Annotated in this window: 22 protein-coding genes; 14 read left to right on the top strand and 8 right to left on the bottom strand. The window is 45.7% G+C overall.

All coding sequences use genetic code 11. The features are described from left to right. The first annotated feature begins 15 nt into the window (after positions 1-15). The 5 genes from AC4EHB_RS06685 to AC4EHB_RS06665 all read left to right on the top strand — a co-directional run bounded on the left by AC4EHB_RS06685 (position 16) and on the right by AC4EHB_RS06665 (position 4,807). A complete protein-coding gene (locus AC4EHB_RS06685) occupies positions 16-1,167 on the top strand; it encodes an HD domain-containing phosphohydrolase (RefSeq protein WP_490974790.1) in 1,152 nt (383 codons plus the stop codon). Beyond that, positions 1,164-1,508 carry a DUF3307 domain-containing protein gene (locus AC4EHB_RS06680; protein ID WP_490980995.1) on the top strand — a complete coding sequence of 115 codons (345 nt, stop codon included), beginning with the start codon at positions 1,164-1,166 and terminating at the stop codon, positions 1,506-1,508. Before AC4EHB_RS06685 ends, AC4EHB_RS06680 begins: the two co-directional genes overlap by 4 nt. A gap of 11 nt (positions 1,509-1,519) precedes the next feature. Then, on the top strand, positions 1,520-3,349 hold the full coding sequence (locus tag AC4EHB_RS06675) for an adenylate/guanylate cyclase domain-containing protein (RefSeq protein WP_490980994.1): 1,830 nt from the start codon (positions 1,520-1,522) through the stop codon (positions 3,347-3,349). Positions 3,350-3,492: 143 nt separating this feature from the next. Further along, the gene (locus tag AC4EHB_RS06670) at positions 3,493-3,984 is read left to right on the top strand and encodes a VanZ family protein (protein ID WP_490980993.1); all 492 of its coding nucleotides are present in this window, start codon (positions 3,493-3,495) and stop codon (positions 3,982-3,984) included. A 328-nt stretch (positions 3,985-4,312) separates the two neighbouring features. Beyond that, complete coding sequence (locus AC4EHB_RS06665) at positions 4,313-4,807, top strand: hypothetical protein (protein WP_490980992.1); 495 nt, start codon at positions 4,313-4,315, stop codon at positions 4,805-4,807. 50 nt (positions 4,808-4,857) lie between these two features. Here the strand turns inward: AC4EHB_RS06665 and AC4EHB_RS06660 are convergent, their stop codons facing one another. Next, entirely contained in the window at positions 4,858-5,589 is a 732-nt protein-coding gene (locus AC4EHB_RS06660) for a DUF6904 family protein (protein WP_490980991.1), read from the bottom strand. 231 nt (positions 5,590-5,820) lie between these two features. Here AC4EHB_RS06660 and AC4EHB_RS06655 point away from each other — a divergent pair, with 231 nt between their 5' ends. The 3 genes from AC4EHB_RS06655 (at position 5,821) to AC4EHB_RS06645 (ending at position 9,102) form a co-directional block, all read left to right on the top strand. Then, entirely contained in the window at positions 5,821-6,255 is a 435-nt protein-coding gene (locus AC4EHB_RS06655) for a VanZ family protein (RefSeq protein WP_490974784.1), read from the top strand. 422 nt (positions 6,256-6,677) lie between these two features. Further along, a complete protein-coding gene (gene galU / locus AC4EHB_RS06650; RefSeq protein WP_490974783.1) occupies positions 6,678-7,574 on the top strand; it encodes a UTP--glucose-1-phosphate uridylyltransferase GalU in 897 nt (298 codons plus the stop codon). 250 nt (positions 7,575-7,824) lie between these two features. Continuing rightward, complete coding sequence (locus tag AC4EHB_RS06645) at positions 7,825-9,102, top strand: ATP-grasp domain-containing protein (protein ID WP_490980990.1); 1,278 nt, start codon at positions 7,825-7,827, stop codon at positions 9,100-9,102. A 62-nt stretch (positions 9,103-9,164) separates the two neighbouring features. On the opposite strand, the gene AC4EHB_RS06640 is transcribed toward AC4EHB_RS06645, so the two are convergent. Beyond that, a complete protein-coding gene (locus AC4EHB_RS06640) occupies positions 9,165-10,163 on the bottom strand; it encodes a GNAT family N-acetyltransferase (RefSeq protein ID WP_490974781.1) in 999 nt (332 codons plus the stop codon). A gap of 432 nt (positions 10,164-10,595) precedes the next feature. Between AC4EHB_RS06640 and AC4EHB_RS06635 the strand changes: the two genes are divergently transcribed. Both AC4EHB_RS06635 and AC4EHB_RS06630 read left to right on the top strand, forming a co-directional pair. Next, a complete protein-coding gene (locus tag AC4EHB_RS06635) occupies positions 10,596-11,168 on the top strand; it encodes a hypothetical protein (protein ID WP_490974780.1) in 573 nt (190 codons plus the stop codon). Continuing rightward, positions 11,168-12,175 carry a GNAT family N-acetyltransferase gene (locus AC4EHB_RS06630; protein WP_490980989.1) on the top strand — a complete coding sequence of 336 codons (1,008 nt, stop codon included), beginning with the start codon at positions 11,168-11,170 and terminating at the stop codon, positions 12,173-12,175. The genes AC4EHB_RS06635 and AC4EHB_RS06630 overlap by 1 nt, the downstream gene beginning before the upstream one ends. Before the next feature lie 72 nt (positions 12,176-12,247). Here the strand turns inward: AC4EHB_RS06630 and AC4EHB_RS06625 are convergent, their stop codons facing one another. After that, positions 12,248-12,694, bottom strand: coding sequence for a GDYXXLXY domain-containing protein (locus AC4EHB_RS06625; RefSeq protein ID WP_490974778.1), 447 nt, complete (start codon positions 12,692-12,694; stop codon positions 12,248-12,250). Further along, entirely contained in the window at positions 12,691-13,863 is a 1,173-nt protein-coding gene (locus AC4EHB_RS06620; RefSeq protein WP_490980988.1) for a DUF2157 domain-containing protein, read from the bottom strand. The genes AC4EHB_RS06625 and AC4EHB_RS06620 overlap by 4 nt, the downstream gene beginning before the upstream one ends. A gap of 236 nt (positions 13,864-14,099) precedes the next feature. Between AC4EHB_RS06620 and glpK the strand changes: the two genes are divergently transcribed. Then, the gene (gene glpK / locus AC4EHB_RS06615; RefSeq protein WP_490974776.1) at positions 14,100-15,608 is read left to right on the top strand and encodes a glycerol kinase GlpK; all 1,509 of its coding nucleotides are present in this window, start codon (positions 14,100-14,102) and stop codon (positions 15,606-15,608) included. A 148-nt stretch (positions 15,609-15,756) separates the two neighbouring features. Next, positions 15,757-16,476, top strand: coding sequence for a DUF998 domain-containing protein (locus AC4EHB_RS06610; RefSeq protein WP_490974775.1), 720 nt, complete (start codon positions 15,757-15,759; stop codon positions 16,474-16,476). 38 nt (positions 16,477-16,514) lie between these two features. Here AC4EHB_RS06610 and AC4EHB_RS06605 read toward each other — a convergent pair whose 3' ends face one another. Further along, positions 16,515-16,907 (bottom strand): DUF805 domain-containing protein, encoded by a 393-nt coding sequence (locus AC4EHB_RS06605; RefSeq protein WP_490974774.1) that lies wholly within the window; start codon positions 16,905-16,907, stop codon positions 16,515-16,517. Between the two features lie 410 nt (positions 16,908-17,317). Between AC4EHB_RS06605 and AC4EHB_RS06600 the strand changes: the two genes are divergently transcribed. Together AC4EHB_RS06600 and AC4EHB_RS06595 are read left to right on the top strand one after the other, a co-directional pair. Next, positions 17,318-18,604, top strand: coding sequence for a S1C family serine protease (locus AC4EHB_RS06600; protein WP_490974773.1), 1,287 nt, complete (start codon positions 17,318-17,320; stop codon positions 18,602-18,604). Between the two features lie 236 nt (positions 18,605-18,840). Next, positions 18,841-19,845, top strand: coding sequence for a hypothetical protein (locus AC4EHB_RS06595; RefSeq protein ID WP_490974772.1), 1,005 nt, complete (start codon positions 18,841-18,843; stop codon positions 19,843-19,845). A 156-nt stretch (positions 19,846-20,001) separates the two neighbouring features. Here AC4EHB_RS06595 and AC4EHB_RS06590 read toward each other — a convergent pair whose 3' ends face one another. From AC4EHB_RS06590 to AC4EHB_RS06580, 3 genes are all read right to left on the bottom strand, one after another. Further along, entirely contained in the window at positions 20,002-20,412 is a 411-nt protein-coding gene (locus AC4EHB_RS06590) for a GIY-YIG nuclease family protein (RefSeq protein WP_490974771.1), read from the bottom strand. A gap of 300 nt (positions 20,413-20,712) precedes the next feature. Further along, on the bottom strand, positions 20,713-21,441 hold the full coding sequence (locus AC4EHB_RS06585; RefSeq protein WP_490980987.1) for a hypothetical protein: 729 nt from the start codon (positions 21,439-21,441) through the stop codon (positions 20,713-20,715). 640 nt (positions 21,442-22,081) lie between these two features. After that, a complete protein-coding gene (locus AC4EHB_RS06580) occupies positions 22,082-22,738 on the bottom strand; it encodes a class D sortase (protein ID WP_490980986.1) in 657 nt (218 codons plus the stop codon).

The following is a 22,738-nucleotide window of genomic DNA, read 5'->3' as shown; positions in this document are numbered from 1 at the left end:
CATTGGAGGCATCACATGCAAGAAACAATGGAATTGGAACAACGGATTCAAGAGCTGATGAGCCTCTTAGAGGCCTTTAAGCAATTGAATTCCAATATAGAGATTGAAGATGTGTTTCAAGACATTCTGTTGCAGATGGTTAATGTACTAGGCGCAGAAGCGGGCACATTATGGGTGTTCAATACCGGCCGTGAAGTGATTACGGCAGTGGCTGCACACGGCGAATCGGCTTCGAAGATTCTCGATTTCGAGATGGCAAAGGGCGAAGGGATTGTCGGACAAGTCGTCGAGAGCGGCGTTGAGCAATTGATCAACGACGCTGCGGTGCATCCTAAATGGGCAAACCGTGTCGATTCGACAAGTGGTTTTGTCACGAAGTCGATGATCACGGTGCCGCTTGCAGCGAAAGGCAATGTGCTCGGCGCGCTGCAGCTGTTGAACAAAACAGGCGGCGGGCTGTTTTCCACGCAGGATATGCGCATTGCGCTCGCTCTCGCCAGCCAGTCTGCGCTCGCGCTGCATAACAGCCAGATGTTCGACGAAGTGTCGCGCATGCTGCTGAGTATGATACGCACGCTGGCGAAAATTCTGGATGCGCGCGATCCTTACACGGCAGGGCATTCAGAGCGTGTGGCCCGGTATTCAATGGCGATTGCACAGCGCACCGGCATGGATGCCCATGAATGCGAAGAACTTTACAAAGCGGCATTGCTCCACGATATCGGAAAAATCGGCATCGCTGACGATGTTCTGAGGAAACCTTCAAAGCTTACGCAGAAGGAGTACGAGGATATTAAGCTCCACACGGTTATCGGAGCGGGCATCCTGTCCAATATGGAACCGAAAGCAGCGATGGCCAAAGCGATTGCAACGGCGCGTTCCCATCACGAGCGGCTCGATGGTTCCGGCTATCCGGATGCTTTAAAAGGCGACGACATCCCGTTGTTCGCACGCATTGTCGGCATCGCGGATGCATTCGATGCGATGACGACAGCTCGCTCGTACAGCAAAGGCTTACCGTTGCGGGAAGCGGCAGCGGAATTGATTCGCTGCAGAGATACGTTATTCGATGCAGCGTTGGTGGATGCTTTTATAGAAGTCTTGGAAGAAAGCGATTACCAAGTTGGGAAGGGATTTGGTGACATTACAAGGGGTTATGGATTATGACGAAATTCGAATATTTATTGATAGGCCATTTAATCGGCGATTTTCTGCTGCAGACGAGCTGGATGGCGCAGCATAAGGCGACGCGTTGGCTGCCGCTCTTGGTGCACGTCACGGTTTATACGATCATTGTCGGCTCCATGGGAGCCGCAGCGGGCGGCTTATCGATGCTGGCGATGGCGCTAATTTTTTTCAGCCATATCGTGTTGGACCGCAGGACCTTTGTGGAGTTCTGGGTCAAGCATGTCCAGACCGTCAAGGACAATGAACAGCCATGGCTGCTGATCATGGCGGACCAGATTTTCCACATTATCGTGCTGGCGATCGCCATCGCCATCTCATAGGAGCAACCAACATGGAATTAAAAGCAAGAACTTATACCGCAGAAAAAGAATACCCAGTCTCGAAGGAAACCGCGTGGGGTCTGCTCGCAGACAATAACCGCATGAACCGCTATATCGGTCTGTTTCCCGTTGTCTTCAGCGGTGTGACGCAAGAAGAGCAAGGCATTTTCTTCCGTAACGCCAAAGCGAAAGCGTTTGGCGTCGTGCCGATCCGTTGGCAGGAATACCCGTTCGAATGGCGGGAGCATGAAAGCTACCAGGTCGAACGGCGCTACTTGGATGGTCCGATGAAAAATTATTCATTCGGCATCGAATTTCTGGACAGTGCTTCGGGCAATCCGGAACACACACTTATCCGGGTGACGGGGAAATTCGTTCCGCGCAACATACTCGGCATTGCTGCAATTGCGCTGATTGCTGCGCCGTCTGTGAAAAAGACCATTGGTTATATGGATGATTTCCTATTATCTGGCGCGAAAGAAGTGTTCCAGGCGCCGCAGAAATCGCTGGACCACAAAGTCAACACGCAGGAATTGGAGCGGCTGGAAGGCATTCTTCGGAAATACCCGGTGGACGGCGAACTTGTCGGCTTGCTGCGGCGCTATTTGGAAGAGCAAGGCGACCATGACGTCGCCCATATCGAAACACACGCCGTGGCACAGCAATGGAACGAAGATCCGGACAAGGTGCTCCGGGTCCTGTTGTATGCCGCAAAAGCTGGCATGCTAGACCTCAGCTGGAATTTAATATGCCCGAATTGCCGGGTATCGAAAGAGCAGATGGGTTCGCTCGAGCAATTGCAGCCGGACTTCCACTGCGATTTATGCGGCGTCGTCTACGATGCGAACTTCGATCAGTTTGTCGAACTGCATTTCTCTGTTCATCCATCGATCCGCAAAGCGTACGCGGAAGTATTTTGCGTCGGCGCGCCGATGATCACGCCGCACGTTAAAGTCCAGAAAGTGCTGAAGCGCGGCGAGGCGGCAGAAATTGCAGTTCCTTCCATAGAAAGCCATTTGCGCTTGCGCGTGCTGCAAGCCAATGCCATAGCGGATATCTCGCTTGCGGGAGACGCTGGGGAAATATCCTACGATGGCGCTAAATGGTCGGCTGCCGCAGTGGCATACAGCACAGCTATCCGGATGCGCAACGACAGCGTTAATGACATTGTCGTCGCATTGGAAGAAACTGCGTGGAAAAAAGATACGGTAACGGCTGCGAAAGTGACAGCACTGCAGGAGTTCCGCGACTTGTTTTCATCGGAAGTCCTGTCGCCTGGGCAAAACATCGGCATCGGGCACGTGACAATCTTGTTCACCGATCTTGTCGGCTCGACATCGCTGTATGAAACAGTCGGAGATTCCAGCGCATACGGGCAGGTACGGAACCATTTCGACTTTTTGTCGCAGCGCATTTCCAAAAATTCCGGCTGCATTGTCAAGACGATTGGCGACGCGGTCATGGCCGTATTCCATCTGCCAGCGGACGGTTTGAAAGCTGCGCTCCAAATCCAGCGCGACATCGCTGAGTTCAACAACAGCGCCAAAGAGGATTTCACCCTGCGTGTCGGGCTGTTCAGCGGTCCGGCCATTGCAGTCAACTCGAACGGAAGGCTCGACTATTTCGGGCGCACCGTCAATATCTCGGCGCGGATCCAAGCGCAGGGGCATGGGGGCGACATCGTCTTTGGCCAGGAATATGTTGAACAAGCGCAGTTGAAAAGCCTGCTGAACAACGCAGACTTAGACTGTGAGCGTTTTTCGGCCAAGCTTAAAGGCATCGAAGGGCAAATGGAATTGATTCGAGTGAAATACAGCAAGGCAGTTGTGCATGATTATTAAAAGATTCGTTTCCGCAAGTCCTGGTGCATAATGCCGGACTTGTTTTTTTATGGATTTTCTCTTTTCGGGACATTTAAGGCGTGCTATACTAATATTTGGTGAAAAATAACAAAAAAATAGTAACTAGAAAAGGAATAATGATTATGAATACTTCTAAAGCACTTTCGTGGACCATAGTCCTTTTTTGGATGGCCCTCATCTTCGGATTCTCGCATCAGCCTGCAACTGTTTCAAGCGGCATGAGTTCCGGGATTACAGAAACCATTTTAAATGCGATTTCCCAAATTTCTTCAGAAGCGTCAATCGATACGGATGCTCTGCATACATTCGTCAGAAAGAATGCCCACTTCTTGGTTTATATGGTATTAGGTGTATTGGTGTTTCGCGCGCTGCTCAAAAGCAGCGTACGCGGCTATCGGGGGGCCCTTGCAGCTTTGGTGATCTGCGCACTTTATGCAATGTCGGACGAATTCCACCAATTATTTATCCCGGGCCGCAGCGGTGAACTTCGTGATGTGCTCATCGACAGCACTGGTGCATTTGTTGGAATCAGCTTAGCCTTAGGGTTAACCGAATGGCGAAAGGCGAAAAACTGGGCTGGCACAAAGGCGAGACCCCAGGAAGCGGGTCGCTAATCCGAAAAAAGCACGCCAATTCGCAGGATTTGCAATCTGTTGATGCGAGTTGGAGAAGCTGTTTTTCTGGTATTTTTATTTTGATAGGATATTGGATGTGTGGTAAAAAGGAATATTTTAAAGGTTTGAATCGTAGAATGCTTTTATGGTTTAAGTACTTCAGCATTATATTTAAGGGAGAATGAAAATGAAATCAACAGAAATTCACAGGCAATCAATACAGGGAAAAGCTTTTTGGGTTGTGCTTTTACTCTTTTCTTGCCTAGTAATAGCCGGATGTTCACAAAAAGGAACCGCAGAAAAAACTGGAGTTTCGGAGGTGGAACCGGTGGATGAAAAAAATAAAAAAGCAATCCAGTCGGTCATCGAAAAAGAATTCAATGCTCCTGATGAAGAATACAAGAAATTGAGATACGCAGCGATGGAAAGTCTTGATGCCGTCGCGAATCAAGAAGAATCCGCTGTTTATAAGAAAACGCCTGTCTATAAAGCTTACGCTGATTATATGGAAAAGACGTACGCATCTTATTTTACTGAAAACGGCTACGCCAACTTCCTGAATATAAACCCTGCTTTTATGTATAGCATCTATGAGGGACCCTATAAACTCAGCGCTTCGGATATAAAAATCAATGCCAGTGAAAACGAATCCACATTATACAATTTCAGTTTTCAAGTAGCGTTTCAAGATGAAAGCAGCGAAAGGAGCCAGTACAAATTCGAAGGAAAAGCGATTGTTCCGGAAGAGGGAAAAATCGGAGAAATTGAATTTCTGGACAAAGAAGGCTTAAAGGAAAAATTGAATGGAGCAAATGCAAATTAAAACCGTTGATCCAGCTTTGGATCAACGGTTTTTCAGATGCGATTATTCCATTACCATTCAAAGTCCTCAGGATAACCCTCTTTATATCGCAGCTCGGAAACGTGGACTTGCAGGCCTTCTGCCAAATCGATGAAATCGGAACGGAAGGCAAAATACAGCGAATCGAGTTCGCAAATGCGTTTTGCCATGATGCTGATGTTTTCTTTGCGCCTTGCAGGCGGCAGCCGGAGAAAATGGATATTCAATCGGTCGATGTACTGCACCAAGTAATTTTGGTATTTCGTTTTTGCGAACAGGCCATGGGGATCGATGTATTTCCGGAGCTGGCGGTAACGGTTAGGGCTAAGTGTTTCCTCCAAGCAGCTTGCTAAAGCGCTTTGAAATTTGCGGACAGCCGTTACCGATGGGTCCCAGCTATGGGCCCTTTCGCCGTCCGTATAATGGCTGATGAAATCGTTGAAGGCAAATGCTGCAAAAAGAACCTCAGGCCATAGCGCTTCAAATCTCAAATACACATTATTGCCTGTGTATTCCACCGGTATCCCAAGATCCTCCTCCTCGCTAAAGACGTTCGGCACAGCCTCGATGCCCCGGTTGCCGAGCTGTGCCTGCTGCAGCTCACTGAACAGTCCGAGAATCCGGCGACGCGGCTGACCGTAACCATCGTCTTCTTCCCGGCTGCGTATAATACGGTGAACAGCCTCGTTCAACTCATCAAAATCGGAATAGTCGCCCGAAATATGGACGCCGGCAAAATTTGGCGTGTTGCGGATTCGGATCATCGGAAACAACCCTTTCCTGTTTTATTGGCATATATAAATAAATTCTCTTGCACTAAGGATAATACAGATGGGTGATTTAGGGTAGAGAATGATAGTTATTTGACTTATCAGATTTTTTTGTAGACAATAAGTCTAATGAAGAACATAATATTTTCACATCGCTTATTGAAAAAGGTTTAAAAGAAGGTATAAAAGCATAGAATCTGTAGTTGAAATGAAGGGAGTTGGCCAATGGGGATGAAACCGTTTCTCGCATTTCTGTGGGCTGCGGCCATTATCGTTGCAACCTGCAATAATGATGCACACGCTTTTCTATTTGACCGGATCGTCGGATTCAGTTTCAATGCGTCTCCTGATCTGATGGATCTCCTGATCATCAACGACATAGATTTTACAGATAGCTTCTACTTAATACAAAAAACAGGTCATTTCCTGTCTTTTGCGTTATTGTATGTGCTGCTGTTCAACTGGCTGAAAAAGCACTTGCCGGCGGTAGCCATTGCCGTGGTGTTTGCGGTATTTACAGAAATCCTGCAATTGTATTTTGAGCGGGACGGACGGCTTTTTGATGCCTTCATCGACAGTTTGGGCATACTGTTGGCATTTGTCCTTGTTATTATCGTGATAAGCTTCAAGCGTGACGCTGCAGAAGACACATCTTATTAAGCGTCTTGGTAGAATGGATTTAAAACTATAAAAAATGTCAAAAAGCACTTCTGTAGATACGTAGCAAAACTGCGGAGAAAACTTTACTGCTCTTGTGGAGCTATGCGCTTCGTTGCAAAGGGGCAGTGAAGCGACGAGAAAGCTGAGACCTGCAACGGTTTTTCAAGTCCCGAAGCTAGGCAACTCTTTTTCATGTCTCGAAGCTAGCGCAGCGATGCAACGCACCTTCAAGTCTCGAAGCTAGCGAAGCGTTGCAACGCACCTTCATGTCTCGAAGCTAGCGAAGCGTTGCAGTGACAGGGACAGGGACAGGAGCGAAGCGGCTCAGCGCTCGTCCACGGCAAGCCTAGCGGTTTTGCGGAGTATCCACAAGTGAAATATGTATACTAAGCAAATTCGATACCATCAGAGGAGGTTCCGAAGTGAAAAAGAAAGTTACGAAAGCAATTATTCCCGCAGCGGGACTGGGTACCAGATTTCTACCTGCTACTAAAGCGATGCCAAAAGAAATGCTGCCAATATTGAATAAGCCGACAATCCAATATATAGTCGAAGAAGCGATCGAATCGGGGATCGAAGACATTATTATCGTAACCGGTAAAGGGAAAAGAGCAATTGAAGACCATTTCGACAATAACTTCGAACTTGAAGACAATTTGCTGAAACGCGAAAAATATGAGCTGTTGGAACAAGTTCGCGATTCATCCAAAGTGGAAATCCATTATATCCGCCAAAAAGAACCGAAAGGCTTGGGGCACGCAATTTGGTGTGCGCGCAAGTTTATCGGCAATGAGCCTTTCGGCGTTTTACTGGGGGATGACATCATCCAATCTGAAACCCCAGCGCTTAAGCAATTAATGGCGCAGTACGAAGCCAAAGGATCGTCCGTAATCGGCGTCCAGCAAGTCGGGATGTCCGAAACCCACCGCTACGGCATTATCGATCCAGGTAAGGCGGATGGCCGCCTTTTTAAAGTCGAGAACTTTGTAGAAAAACCGATGCCGGGAACAGCCCCATCTGATTTAGCGATTTTAGGGCGCTACGTCCTGACGCCGGAAATCTTTCAGTTTCTGGGCCAGCATAAAATTGGAGCCGGCGGAGAAATCCAATTGACAGACGCTATCCAACTTTTGAATCAGCATCAAAAGGTGTTTGCCTATAATTTTGAAGGGAAGCGCTATGATGTCGGGGAGATGGTCGGGTTTATCCGGACAACGATGGAGTTCGCCTTGAAAAACGATGAGTATGCCGAGGAAGTCGCTGGCATCATGGCCGCTTTGTTGGCTGAACGGAAACGTGCAATCGAGTTAAAATATTAATTAGGTGCCGGCCGATTCGTTATTCGAATCAGTCGGCGCTTTTTTGTGTAGCTGAAAAGTTAGAAAGAGAAAGTGGGTATAAATATTAAAAATTCAGATAATTAATTGACTTGCTTTTAACAGCTTGATATCCTAGTTATAAATACCCTGGTTTATATTGTGCGGAAAGTAACGTTATTTTTGAATTGATGGGCAATGCGTTTGTAATGTTGGATGATGCCATAGCTCTGTAGGGAAGGTGGGATTCGAATTGATTGATGGGAAAAAGAAGATTCTGATTCTCGGCGGGACGCACCATATGATTGATGTTGTAAAAACGGCGAATGCGATGGGATTCTATACAATTGTCGCGGATAATGTAGCGGGCTCTCCGGCTAAGGTCCATGCAGCTAAGTTTTTTGATGAAAGTACTGCCGACATTCAAAAGATGGCAGAAATCGTGCGTGAAGAAAAGGTAGACGGAGTATTTACGGCTTTTGAGGACATTAATACATGGAATGCGGAAAAATTGGCGCGCGAAACTGGCCTCCCATTTTACGCTACCGAGGAGCAACTGGAAGTCTCCTCGAATAAAAAAAAATTCAAGGAATTCTGCCGGCGTTATGAGGTTCCGGTCATCCCGGAATACACCGCAGATAGAACGCTGGATGATGAAGTGGTGCAAAACATGAAGTTCCCTGTCATTGCGAAACCTGTGGACAGCTATGCCAGCAAAGGGATTACCGTATGCCACAATTCAGCAGAAGTGAAGGCCGGATTTGAGAACGCGCTTGGCTTTTCGAAATCGGGAAAAGTAATTGTTGAGCCGTTCATCGATAATTCTTACGGAGTCCAGATATTCTACGCCGTCCGCAATGGCGAGATTGTGTTGAATGGCACCACTGACCGATATGTCCACAAGCAGTCGAAAGAGCATCCGCCGCTGCCGATAGCGATGACGTTCCCTTCGAAACACCAACAGCATTATATTGACAACGTGGATCCAAATGTCCGAAACCTGATCAGTGGCTTGGGGATTGAGAATGGGTTGGTGTTCATCCAGTCGCTTTACGAAGATGGAGCATTCTACATTTACGAGATGGGCTTCCGGTTCAGCGGTGAGCAGCATTATAAAATTATCGAGAAGCAGACAGGCATCAATTTACTGGAAATGATGCTCGATTTCGCGGTAGGTGAAGATATCGGAAAATACGATGTTCCGGCATTCGATTATGGATATATGCCCAAGCCATCGTGCAACCTGCCGATTCTCCTCGATAATGGGATCATTGCGAAAGTCAGCGGGATGGACAAAATCGATCGCATGGAAGAAGTCGTTTCCTACTGCCTAAACCACGAAGTGGGAGATGTGATTGTGGCGAACGGCTCGTATGCGCAGATGTTCGGCAGGTTCAATCTGGTCGCAGCTTCAGAAGAAGCGTTGCACAGCGCCATCGAAAAACTCTACAAACTTCTGGAAATTGAGTCTATCGAAGGTGCGGATATGGTGCTGGCGAAGCACGAACCAGCCAAAACAAGGGTCCAATAAAAAATTCGGTAAATCTAAAAGGCAGAGGCGATAAATTCGCTCCTGCCTTTTTCGTTTCCAAATTATCCGCGGTAAAGCGGGAAATGTCCCGGATTCTCAATTACGCCTCTGCTTAAATTATAATCCACGAGGAGGTTGTAAATTGTTTCGTTGCGGACTTTCTTGCCTGTCAGGATTTCGAGGGGCTCAGTTTTCGTGAATCCGCGCTTGAAGCGGTACAGCACGTCGCTCGTTGCTCCGCCAAGGTGTAATTGTTTTTTGCCATTCTCGACACCCCAGCGGCAGCCTTCGTTCAGCACTAGGCTGTTGCCGGCGACGTTGAAGAATTCAGGGTCATTCGCAGACAGGTGATAATGGAGGAAATCGCCATGGTGCAAATACATCGCCGCTGAAATGTATTGGCCATCGTATTTCGCATAGACGATAAACTGTTTGCCTTCCAGCAACGTAAAAGATTCCGCCAATAGCTCTTTTGAGAACCGGTAATGATTCGGGATGTTATTCCTTTTCGCCATGATTTCATAGAGGCGGTGGAACTCATCGATCGTGGCACCCGTATAATCATACTCAATTTCCACATTGTTTTTTAATGCACGGCGAACTTGCTGCCGCGTGCTGGATTTGAATTCTTTTAGGAAATAATCGCCTACGCTCAAATCGATGTACATCGTTATCCCCCGGTTGTCCATGCTGTAGATTTCATTGAAATCTACCGCATTCTTCACGCAGGAGTTGAAGCGGACATATTCAGAAACGATATTATTGGCGATGCAGTATTTTTGGAATTCTGCGTCGAATGCCGCTGCCAGCTCTTTTCTTCTTCCGGCAGCACAGCTGATGATCACCGGACCGCTTTGGCCAAACGGGGTGATCGTGTCGTAATAATTTACATCACCTAAAGCAATCGGGATTGGCCGCAGGACAAACTGGTAGTAGATGTAGCCGTAATCGGGAGCGAATTCGAAAACTTTGCTCTCTCCCAAGTCCTGTGTTGCGTAGGCCTTGCCCCATTCCGGCAAGAAAAAAATGTCAGACAATAATGTTGTCAGCATAACCGCCATTTCGTGCTTCCTCCTTTGAATAGCTGCAAATAAAAAATTTCGAGTGTTTTATTTAAATCTAAATTAATGATAATTATGATTGGTTAAAACTAGGTTAAATGAATCATACTCATTAAGTAGGAAAAAAAACATACGCTAGGAACTTAAATATTCGGGATTCTATCGTAAAAGAGTTGATATACCTAAGCGGAAAGCGTAGATATTCAAGTATTTAAAAATTCAGAATAGTATATTGACAATGCGGCAACGAACTGATAACTTGGTAGTTAATAGGTAAAAGGTTTCTGGAACATCCAGATTTTAGTTGAATTCATGATGTGTATTTGCTCTCTAGGGTCGACAATGGATGAAAAGCGGGAAACGCAAGCACGGTGCAACAGGGGTGATTAGCGATTGCTGCTCATTCACAAAACATGCTGGGAGATGTTATGGATGAAAACAGCTAAACAGAGAAAAGTGCTGATACTTGGCGGCATTACACATATGATTGATGTTGTGAAAACCGCTAAGAAAATGGGGATGTATGCTATTGTAACGGACAATAATGTCGGATCTCCCGCTAAGAAATTTGCAGACAAAGCTTATGACATCAGCACCTCGGATACCGAAAAGCTGGCGAAAATCGCGAATGAAGAAGGAATAGATGGGGTTTTTACAGCGTTTGATGACCTCAATACGTGGAATGCCTTAAAATTATGCAAAAAACTAAATTTGCCGTTCTATGCGTCCAATGAACAATTGGCGATTACATCGAACAAGGACAAATTCAAGGAATTCTGCCGCACATTCAATGTGCCGGTCATCGAGGAATACAGCAGCGAAGAAATTCTATGGGGAAAAATGGAATTCCCTCTCTTTGTTGAACAGTTAATCGATAATGACAGTGGTGTCAAATTTAATTACACGGTGCAGGAAGGCCGTGCTATATTGACAGAAGTGACTGACAAAAATGAAATGATCCTTGCACGATATGAACCTTATATAGCAGAAATGGGGACGGCGTGATGATGGATATTTTTTTCGAACCGGATTATGGAAAATTATACGAGGAGATCGAGGGCGGGGTTTGCGAAGCTTATGAGTTTTCGCATCCGCTCGGCTCCGTCACGCACCTTTTCATAAAAAGGCAAGCACCGATTCTTGTTGATGGGAAAAAATACTATGACATCGTTACACCTTATGGTTATGGCGGTCCGCTGATCACCTGCAGTGCAGAAAACGATAAAGCCGAATTGGTCCGGGCGTTCAAAGATGCTTTCCAGCAATACTGCGACGCCAACCACATCGTGGGCGAATTTGTCCGCTTCCATCCAGTCCTCGGCAATGCCGAGGACTTCAAGGAATGCTACGATGTCGAGTTTACGAGGAAAACGGTGGGTACCAATTTGAAGGATTTCGCCGATCCTATCCAGGAAGAATTTTCGAAATCGACGCGCAAGGCGATTCGCCATGCGCTGCGCTTAGGAATCGAGTACCGCATTACTGTTAATCCGGTAAACCTCGATAAATTTGCCGAACTTTATCATATCAATATGGAACGTGTGCACGCCGACATGTTCTATTATTTCGACAAAGCTTATTTCGATCGCATCTTGCATTATTTTGGCGAGCATGTCGTTCTGGTAGAGGCCATGTTTGAAGGCGAAGTTATTGGAGCAGAAATGCATTTCACCTATAATAATCTGATCCACACGCATTTATCCGGTACTTTGGAAGGCTATCATCATTTATCGCCAGTCTACGTTATGACGTATGCGATTGCCTTATGGGGCAAGGAAAATGGCATGGAACTGATCCACGCGGGCGGCGGGTTCACCAACGAACCGGATGATACTTTGCTGCTTTTTAAAAAGAAATTCGGCAAGAACACGGAATTTGATTTCCATGTCGGGCGCAAAGTATGGAATGAGGCGGTCTATGCGGAGCTCTGCATCGCATCCGGAGCCGCGGAAGAAGAAGAATTCTTTCCTGCATACCGTGCGAAAGGTGCCTGGAAAGTCAGCCAACCTTAACGGGTTCTCATGGAATAAATATATCAGAATGAAAACGAATTAAAAAAGCCGCAGCGCTGCTGCGGCTTTTTTTTATTCCTCCCGTACTTCCAAATTGATCGGGCGTATCGTTCCCCACGGGGAAACATCGATGGTCACTTGCAAATCGACCGCTTCTTCAAGCTCAGGTCCGAGGCCTTGTTCTACATAATACTGTTCAAGCTGGGGTGCGGCGACCCGATTGTCGTAAGTGGATCCGGAAATGGCACCGAAGAACGGTTCATTTTCCATCCGGTCAACGACCGCGTAGCCATCTGCTTCTTCTTTCAACGTGAAATAGACGGGACCGTCCTTGATGCCGGAAGGCGCTTCGAGATCCGGGTATTGCAGCATCACATATTCTCCGTAAAACGGATTGAAAGGATCATATGGTTCTGCCCGCAGCAAGTATTCATCACCGAACCAGGAGGCAGCGTAGAAGCTTGTGACAAGAATTGCGACAAATATGGTCATAATGATCGGCAAGAGCCATGCTTTCATAACGATACACCTTCTCTCTTACGGTTGAGCCACCAGGCGATGCCGGAAAGGGCAAAAAGCAAAAGCGCACCGATCAGGAAGAATAGCGACATATCCAGGCGTTCCCATGCATAGATGAAGTAAATGACGAACTGGACAACGATGAAATAGACAAAGCCGAGTGCCAGTGGCTTATCTTGCCGCTGGGCAATGATCAAATAGGCGAGAGCCGATAATTCGGCGACTATCGCCAAACCGATGGCTGTTTCATCAAACAGCAGCAAGCCCGTCGCACCGAGCAGAGCGATCCACATGATCGGACGGAATTTGATATACGTCACTACTAGGACAACGAGCCCAGTCACAGCTAACGCAATCGATTCCGGCCAATTCAAGTCGACAAGCGACAGTTCGGTTTCGCCGCGTACCGCCAAATAGACCACGAGCATGATGGCGCCAAAAACCAGGTATAGCGGCGACAGCAAGCGCTGTTTGTCAGCCGGTATGATGAACAGCAGGAGTACGAGCGCGAACAGCGTCCATACTGGCCAAAATGGGCTGGTGTATTCAACGAGATCCCAAAGCGTCAGACCTGAGAAGAACAACAGCATCCAGCTGAAAATCATCGAAGCATCGTCTTTGCTGAAGAAGAACCATGCCAAGGCCACTGCAACGAAGATTCCCCATTCAAGCCAGCTAGTAAATGGCAGGAATGAAGTCAGCGTTGAGATGCCGAAGATGAATGCGACGACAGCGTAAGCAAAATGGCGCCAGTAGAAGTAATGAGCCAGTGCAGCGATGAAGATAGCCCATGGCAACACCGAGTTTGACGTAGAAAAATGGAATGTCTGCGCAGCGACCAGAATGCTTGCCGCGAACATCGCCAAACCAAGCAGCCTGAAAATGATTGGACGGCCAAAATGCTTTTTCTCTGAAAAATAAGCTAAGATATAAAAAATCCACATCAACAAAACGACCATAGCTACTTTCAGCAAATCCGGAATCAGCTGCCAGTTGGCAGCGATAAAGCTGAATACGGCCAGAGCGAAGAAAATAAGTCCGATGACCAAAAGCAACGGCACTTTTCTCTTTTGCGGCTGGCGTTTTTCAAATGCCAAAATGCGATCGAAAGCCGCTTGGTCCAGCAATCCTTCATTGCGCCACTGCACCAATTTCCGTTCCGTTTCCATACAAGCACCTCCCTAATCTTTACCTGTATTATAAACCTTTTTTATCAGAATTGATAGAAAATAAGCATGTACAGAGAGGCGGAAACAGGAATATTTTCCTGCATAATTCGATTCTCAAAGTGCTTTGGCATTTCACAGTTAACGCTGGTTTTAAGCAGGCCGCGAAGGGTAAAATGGGAAAAAGGGCTTGAGCAGGAACCATCAATAGAAGCTCTTATTCTAGAGGGGGAAGCATAATGGCAAAAGATTATATATTGTCCATCGACCAAGGGACCACCAGTTCACGGGCGATTCTGTTTAATCACGAAGGGGAAATCGTTGCGGTCGGGCAGCAGGAATTCGAACAATTCTTCCAAAAGCCGGGCTGGGTTGAACATGACGCCAGCGAAATATGGACATCGGTGCTCGCTTGCATAGCGCAAGTGCTTCGTATTGCTGACATCAATCCGGACCAGGTAGCGGGGATAGGCATAACGAACCAACGTGAAACAACAGTTGTCTGGGACCGCCATACCGGACGCCCGGTTTACAAAGCCATCGTTTGGCAATCTCGCCAGACAGATGCAATCTGCAAAGATTTAAAGGAGCAAGGCCTTGAAGGGAAATTCCGTGAGAAAACAGGGCTTTTGCTCGACGCTTATTTCTCGGGGACGAAAGTCAAATGGATCCTTGACCATGTGGATGGCGCCAGGGAAAAAGCGGATCGCGGCGACCTGATGTTCGGCACGATCGATTCATGGTTAGTTTATAAGCTGTCAGGCGGCAAACGCCATGTTACGGATTACAGCAACGCATCCCGCACCTTGATGTACAACATCTACGAACTCCAATGGGATAAGGAATTATTGGAAATTTTAACGGTGCCCGAAAGCATGCTGCCGGAAGTACGGCCGTCGTCTGAAATCTATGCCCATACAATCGACTATCATTTCTTCGGCTGTGAAGTGCCGATAGCGGGAATTGCCGGAGACCAGCAGGCAGCTTTGTTCGGACAGGCTTGCTTTGAGAAAGGCATGGCAAAAAATACCTATGGTACTGGATGCTTCATGTTGATGAATACCGGCGAGCAAGGCATGAAATCCGAACACGGCTTGCTGACGACGATTGCTTGGGGAGTCGGCGGCCAAGTGGAGTATGCGCTAGAAGGCAGTATATTTGTAGCGGGATCCGCTATTCAATGGCTGCGTGACGGGCTGCAGCTGCTGGACAAGGCGTCTGATAGCGAAGGGTTTGCAAGGCAAGTGGAAACGGCTGAGGGGGTTTACATGGTGCCGGCTTTTGTCGGCCTTGGGACGCCTTATTGGGATACGGATGCGAGAGGGGCAATTTTCGGATTGACGCGCGGCACCACAAAGTCTCATTTGATCCGTGCCACGCTTGAATCTCTCGCGTACCAAACGAAAGATGTTGTGGATGTCATGGTTGAAGATTCCGGCATTGAACTGAAAACATTGCGCGTCGATGGCGGAGCGGTAGCCAATGACCTGTTGATGCAATTCCAGAGCGATATGCTCGGAGTGCCTGTAGAACGCCCGAAAGTCCAAGAAACTACTGCCCTAGGCGCAGCCTATTTAGCCGGTCTGGCTGTCGGCTACTGGAAAGACAAAGAAGAAATCTCACATCAATGGAAGCTCGATAAGACGTTTGATCCGTCCATGGAAAACGGACAGCGAGATGAGCTTTACAGCGGCTGGCAGCAAGCAGTAGCGGCCACCAGAACGTTTAAAACAAAGAATGGCAGCTGATCATCCTTTGTTCTCGGCCATAAACTGAACGAAAAGCCCGTGGATGTTTAGATCCATAGGCTTTTTTTATTGAAAAAAAGGGTTATTGCGCCTGCCGTCGTATGTTATTCAGTAAATAAGCTTTCATTCTTTGAAACGGGGTGGAAACATGGGGAACAGAAAAGGCAAGGGCTTGTGGCAAAAAATGGCCCTTAGTGGAGCGGCTGCTGCTATCGTCTATACGCTGCATGTCATCATTGGCGGCGCTTTATGGGATGGCTACAGCCATGTCAGGCAAACCATCAGCGAACTGACTGGCAACGGAGCTCCGAATGCGGGCATGCTGAAAATATTCACAGTTATCTACGGCGTATTGGCTTTGGTTTTTTCGGTATCGGTATACATGCTTTTTTTGAAATACAACGTCCATAAATGGGCATTGACGGGAGCAGCGCTGTTGATCCTCATGGAGTTTACATCGCTTGTAGGCTACAACCTTTTTCCGCTCCAAGACGGAGGGGCTGTCCTGACGGTTGGAAACCTCATGCATTTGGCAGTAACAGCCATTGTCGCATTGTCGGCAATCGGCGCGATTTTTGCCATTAGTTTCGGTCTGCTGAAGACAGAGCATTTCCGGTCAATCGGGATGCTGTCGCTGTTTTGCGCTGTGGTTGTGACCATTTCGGGAATCGCGACACCCCTTGTGCTGAACAATAGCATGGCCATTGCCGGCCTAGTGGAACGCATCAATATCTTCACATTGCAGATTTGGCTCTTTTCGCTATCGCTTTTCCTGTTCAACGTCAAGCTGCCCAAAAAAAAAGCTTTGGATTTAGAACGGATGGGCCTTATCGATGTGTACCGGCATAACGGGCGAAAAGGACAATGAAAAACCCGCTCTTCCGAAGTTCGGAAGAGCGGGCGGCATTAGTAATAATTTATCGGCGTATAGACGGAGTTCCATGCTTTCGGGCTTTTGCCATATGCATTTGCCCCTAGGTCGCTATTGAATAATGTGAAAGCGATAAGCGCAATCCATCCGATGACAGGAACGAGATACAGGAGGGACCACCATCCGCTGCGGCCGGTGTCATGCAGGCGGCGTATCGTCACAGAAACGGTTGGAGCGGCAATGGCGAGTGCATAGATTGTAGATAAGATGCCAATATCCTGAGCCAATTGCAGCCCAAGCAGTGTTTCGATAATTGTTAGGCCTGCAGCGAGCACTGAAGCGATCAGCATAAACATCCAAAATTCTCTTCTTCTGGATCTCCCTTTCAAATCGAATGACTTTTTGACGGCATTTACAAAATCTTGCATAAACAAACCCCCTAGGTAGTAATGCTTAATTAACATGATTATACCAATCTACCTAAATGCTGTATAGATACTTTTAACCAAATTTACTGATTATTTTTAATTATTGATAAATAGGGTAAAAAAAATACAAAAAAAGCCTTCTTTTGCTAAAGTGCAAAACGATTTTTACAATTTGATGTGTAAATTGATTAACTGTTAAATATATGTAAAATATAGTTTTATTACAAATGAGATTATTTTATTACAATTAGGAACCAGTTGTAGTTTGGCTTCGTCAATGGGTTTATAATGAGGTCTATTACATCGAATGAGGTTTTTGCATCTAAGGGGGTACTGATATGATTTGTAACAAGTGCGGACATGAAAATAGCTTGCAAGACAATTTCTGCGGAAATTGTGGAAAAGCGTTAATGAATAAAAAAAAGACTGCCAAACTAAATAAAAAGGTGGCGGTGATAGCCCTTTTCCTTCTAGTTTTAGGGAGTATCGGACTTGGTGCAGCATGGATTTTGCCAGAAGAAAAAACGCCATCTTCTTCAATTGCTGATAGTAAGATTGCCGAGCCGGAAGAATTGGTAAAGACGGAAGAACCTGTTGAAGGTGCTGTCATTCAAGCGGAAGACATCATTCCGCCTTCTGAACAGCCCGAGAAAGTGGACCCTAAAAAGGTTGGAAAGACAGTAGTAATTAAAGAATCGCAGCAAAAAACATATACCATTTTAACTGAGAGTGGACAAGGCTCTGGATTTCTATTCACCGACCAAGGCATGGTAGTGACAAACGCCCATGTAGTCGCAGGGGTTAAGGAAGTCATCGTAAGAAATATTAACGGACAAGATGTTCCCGGAAAAGTGGTCGGCATTTCTGATAAGTCCGATATTGCATTGATTAAAGTGGAAGCATTCGAAGGAATTGTGCCACTTGAAAGTGAGCTGGAACCAACGGATGTTGGCACGGAAGTGATTGCGCTCGGCAGTCCTTCCGGTTTTGAAAACACGGCGACTATTGGATACCTGACTGGCATTGACCGTGATTTTGAGCAGGAATTCATGTATGACGACATTTATCAAATTGACGCACCGATTGCTCCGGGAAGCAGTGGGGGACCGCTATTGGATGCCAGCACAGGAAAAGTGATAGGCATCAATTCTCTCGTCATGACGGAAGGGGATTCAATCGGATTTTCAATTCCGCTATATTCCATGCACGCGGAACTTATGGAATGGGCTGTAAACCCGCTTTCTCCGGAAGAAGTAGAGGGGAAATTTCATGTCTACGATGACTTCAGCGGCTATGAGGACGAGGAGTACGAGTACGAGTACGATTTGGAAATGGAATTCAGTGAGACAAATTTACAACAATTTATCGGAGATTTCCGTTATTACTATGAATTGGCGCTGCAAAATGAAGATTTCTTTTATGTACAGAATGTCCTAGTTTACAAAAGTAATATTTACAATAGTATCCTAGATTATATCAATGAAATTGCGGGTCAAGGCATGGAATTCAATTTCCGGAAGTTAGAGATAACCGACATTGAAATTAAAGACGATCACGCTGTTGTGCAGACGGAAGAGTCATTTGATTTAAAGAATGCAGAAGGTGAATTGACTGTAGAGGAGCGGCGTAAATCCTATACAATTGTGATGGATGAAAATGGTTTCTATTATGTCTCTGATATTATTAATCATGAGTAGGAGTAGCGTATTATACGAGGGATTCACCTCGTATAATACTTTTTTGTTTATAAGTAAATATTATTACATTTATGTAAAACAAAATAGTTCTATTTAACCTCTCCTTAACGTTTCAAAGATAAAATAGCAACAAATGAAATTTTTAGGAGGTGAAACAATTCCGGATATGCATGCTAACTTGAATAGAGGGAGGCAGCAACTGATCATGCGGATCATGTGGAAGGGGAGGACGTTTAATGACTTATTATTTCATCGCATCGAAGAACATTCTCGGGGTAAAAACGAATATTAAAAATTTCACTTGGAGTTTCGGTACGGAAATGCCGCAAGCGACAAAGGAAGAATACGACAAATGCGCGGTCAGAATCAATGTCGTATTGGAGAATTTCAATGATGATGAGCAACTCAAGGGGATGGGGCGCTATCATTATTTCAATGGCAACCCGGGGGAAGACAAGATCTATTACACACGCAAACTCGCATTAAATCAAAAGATGAGAGTGAAAGCGGAAAATCTGATGTCAGATGAAGCGATAATCACAGTCAACAAAGCCTATTATAAATTCATCACGCACAGAATCATGAATCTGCATTCAATCCATTACATCGTTACCGACCTCGCGGCGCTGTTATTGCTGAAAAAGGGTTATGCCCCGATTCATTGCTCCGCATTTGAAAAAGACGGAAAAACCGTTGCAATATTCGCTCCGCCGGATACCGGGAAAACATTGAGCGCAACAACTGCATGTATGGAATATGGCGCACAGTTCATAGCGGAAGATCTGGCAATAACCGATGGCCATAAAATTTATGCGGTGCCGTGGACAAATTCGTTTTGCCATTACTCAAAAAATAACGATAAAAAGGGCGCAGAATCGTCATCAAAAAATGTGAAAAAGAAAAGTCTAATGATTGCGGAAGTGACACATATCGCCATCCTGGAAAAAGGGGCAGATGAAGTGGTACCGCTGCAGGAAAGCGTTGCTGTCAGCAAATTGATGAACTTGAATAGATACGAATTCAATTTTCTCAGAGCACCATTGTTGATCGCCTATGAGTTTTTTAATCCTGGCCTTATGATCGACGATGCCACTCGCGTAGAACTCGAGATATTGTCTGGCCTCAGCCGGAAAAGTGAGAAAGTTTTTTCGCTGAAAAAAGCCAATCCCACGCATTACGCCAAAACGCTTGTTCAGGAAATGGAGAAAGAACAAGACGTCCTTCACATTTCCATTGTTTAAACTCAACTCTCTTGGAGCGCATCTGCTTCTGGAGAGTTTTTTGTCATTGCCCTAAAAGAAAAAATCATCAATGCATCCAAGATGCTTGATGAAGTAAAAGGGAATATTAGTTGGCGGCGTGCACTGAAATGGCCGGTTCTGCCAGCCATATCATCATTATGTTGCATACCATTTCTTGTATTCCGGGTTTAAGGTATAGCACAGCATGTGCTCTACAACATCCCGAGTTTCAGGCTGTTCGATTTCTACCCAGTAAATTGAAATTGAACGCGGAACATCGTTTGCAGGAAATGCAGCTTCCTGTTCAGTGGAGGTCTTTTTGAGTTTAGCGAAATGGCGGCGGATCCGGTTGTAGATTGGAGCACCTTTTCCAATGTATAGAATCCGTTCGTTGGAATCGCTGAAAATATAGATGCCTTTGGCCATGCCCATATTTTTTTTGATCTTGTTGAGAAGCTGGATAGTTCCTGCGTTATACGAGAAAGGCACATTTTCAATCGACTTCCATTTGTCTTTATCGAAAGCGTAATTCTCTTTGGACAATAAATCATTGATCTTTTCTCTCATTTGCATTTCCTCCTCACGTTATCCTGCGTTCAAAAGCCATTTCAATTTAGTGGCTCCCAGAGCTGCTGGCATAATGCCTACATCTACCACCAGCTCTTAATTTGTAATAATACTTCTATTCTAACCAATTAGTTAAAATTAAGCGATACTATTCAAAGAATTTGTAAAATTAAGTTTATTCAAGATCCTATGCATTGATTTTTCGGGAGAAAAAATCTAAAAACCGCCAACGCTAGGGATTCGGCGCGGCGGATGTTTTTTCAATATACATTAAAAGGAATTTCAATTAAATGGTTTCTTCTATAAACCAGCGGTTTCTTTCAGGATGTCCCGGCGGAGTTTGTTCTTCTTGATTTTGTATTCCTTCTGCATAGACGCTACTGTTTCAGTGGAATGCCCATTCGCTTTTAAATCATGTTCCATAATTTGCATGACCACATTGAACACTTTGTCAGTCCGTTCTTCAAGTTTAGCAGCGGCGCCAGTGTATTTATTGTAGAAATATGGATAACTGATATTCTGGTCATTGGCTTCCATTTCCAAGTATTCGCTTTTGGCGAGATCGATCAGATTGTCCAAGTTGTCATATGCTTGTTTTTCGATATCCGCTAAAGCTGGCGCATAATGTTGCTTGATATCTTTCACTGAAGCTTTTGGAGCTTTTCCTTTGGACGCTTTAGATTCAAATGCTTTGCCCGAATTGCCGGAATCGCCTTTTCGGACGGAGGACTTATCGTTTTCACTAGTGGCAGTAGCGACCGCTAGTTCACTGACCTGTGAAATGGGCAAGCTGCCTGCAAAGTCGACTGTAGTCACTTTGCCATCTGTCCCTGTAATGTGGCGGATCAAGTTGCCGTTTTTATCCAACACAATTTTCGAGCCATCCGCAAGCTCAATGACATATTCTTCTTTTGTCAGGACGTCGACTTCTGCATCAGATGTATTGTATTCCTTAAACTCAAACAAGTAGACCAGATAACCTCCCAGTATCAATATTACAGCACCGAACAGAAGCCCATACTTTTTCATTTCACCATCCTCCTCGCATAATTTTCGATAAGAATCAATGAAACTTAATAAATATTTACCTTAATTAATTGAATATTAACACGATTGAAAATATTAAACAATACAATCCGTAGTAAAAAAGTTGTTGAATACTCGAAAAGAAAATCAGGAAGTTACATAAAAAAACTTATTTTTATTAAGTATTGTTCGTTATTAGTTATTATTTAAGTTGAATTGAAGAAATGACTTAAAGGGCACCGCTTCGGACGCTTTGGGCAGTGCAAAAACGATGGCTCCTGCACAAGCTCGTCGAAAAGGAGTTGCCGCAAGTGCCTGGCACTTCCTTGGCTCCTGCAATGAGCCGGGAAGAACACTCGTATCAATACTAAAAACCTCCTGCTTCTGCATCGCTGCGCTAGCTTCGAAGCAAAGGAAATGGTCCAAATTTCATTTGGCCATCTCCTTGCCTAGCCCCTTGACACGCCTTCGCTGGATAAGCTCTTTGAACAATAGAGTGTGAGGGGATATTTCTTTGATAGAATTTATTGTAGGGGTGAAAAGAAGATATTTTATTTTTATCAGACAATTCGAGAGCTAAATAAAAAGACCGCAAGCAGCTCGTGTTTCTTGAGCTTGCTTGTGATCTTTTAAAATGCTTGCATCATTCCGAAGAAATGAGGTCAGCGACTAAAATATAGCGATCGGGTGCGTAGCCGACGAAATCGAACGGGTAGCACGTTGATACGGTGAGCGTGGCTCTAGGTTTCGGGACGATGACGGTGCGGTCATCTTCATCGACGATCCGGACTTGGCGGACTTTGTAAGTGAATTTGCCAGCTTCGGTAGTGACAACGAGCAAATCGCCTTTTCCTACTTCACCAAGTTCACGGAACACGGTGTCACGATGGCCTGAGAGAACACTGTTATCGTCTTCGCCAGGAAGGACGCTGCCGGCGAAATGGCCGACGCCTTTTTCAAGTTCTTCTTCGTCAGTTCCGTGGATGATCGGCAAAGAGGCTTCGAGTTTTGGAATGTACAAGTCGCCGATATTGTCGCCTTCCACAGGCTTTTCTTGATAAAGCGCCTTCGGTTTCAGAGTTTTTCCGGTACTTTTGGCTGCCGGCTCTTCAGCAGCAGGTTCGGCTTGGGTAGACTCGATAGCAGAATCGGCTTTATATAGAAGGTAGCCTTTTAAAAATGTTGAAGCATTTGTAGTGCTGAACCAAAGTCCAAAAACAATTAATGCGGCTGACAGGGAAAGAAGAATCAGGCGCTTGCCGCGCCCGATTCTTCTTTCTTCTTTCGACCTTTTTTTCAT

It is taken from the genome of Planococcus sp. TJ-302 (assembly GCF_058268455.1).
This window is presented reverse-complemented; position numbering and strand designations above follow the sequence as displayed.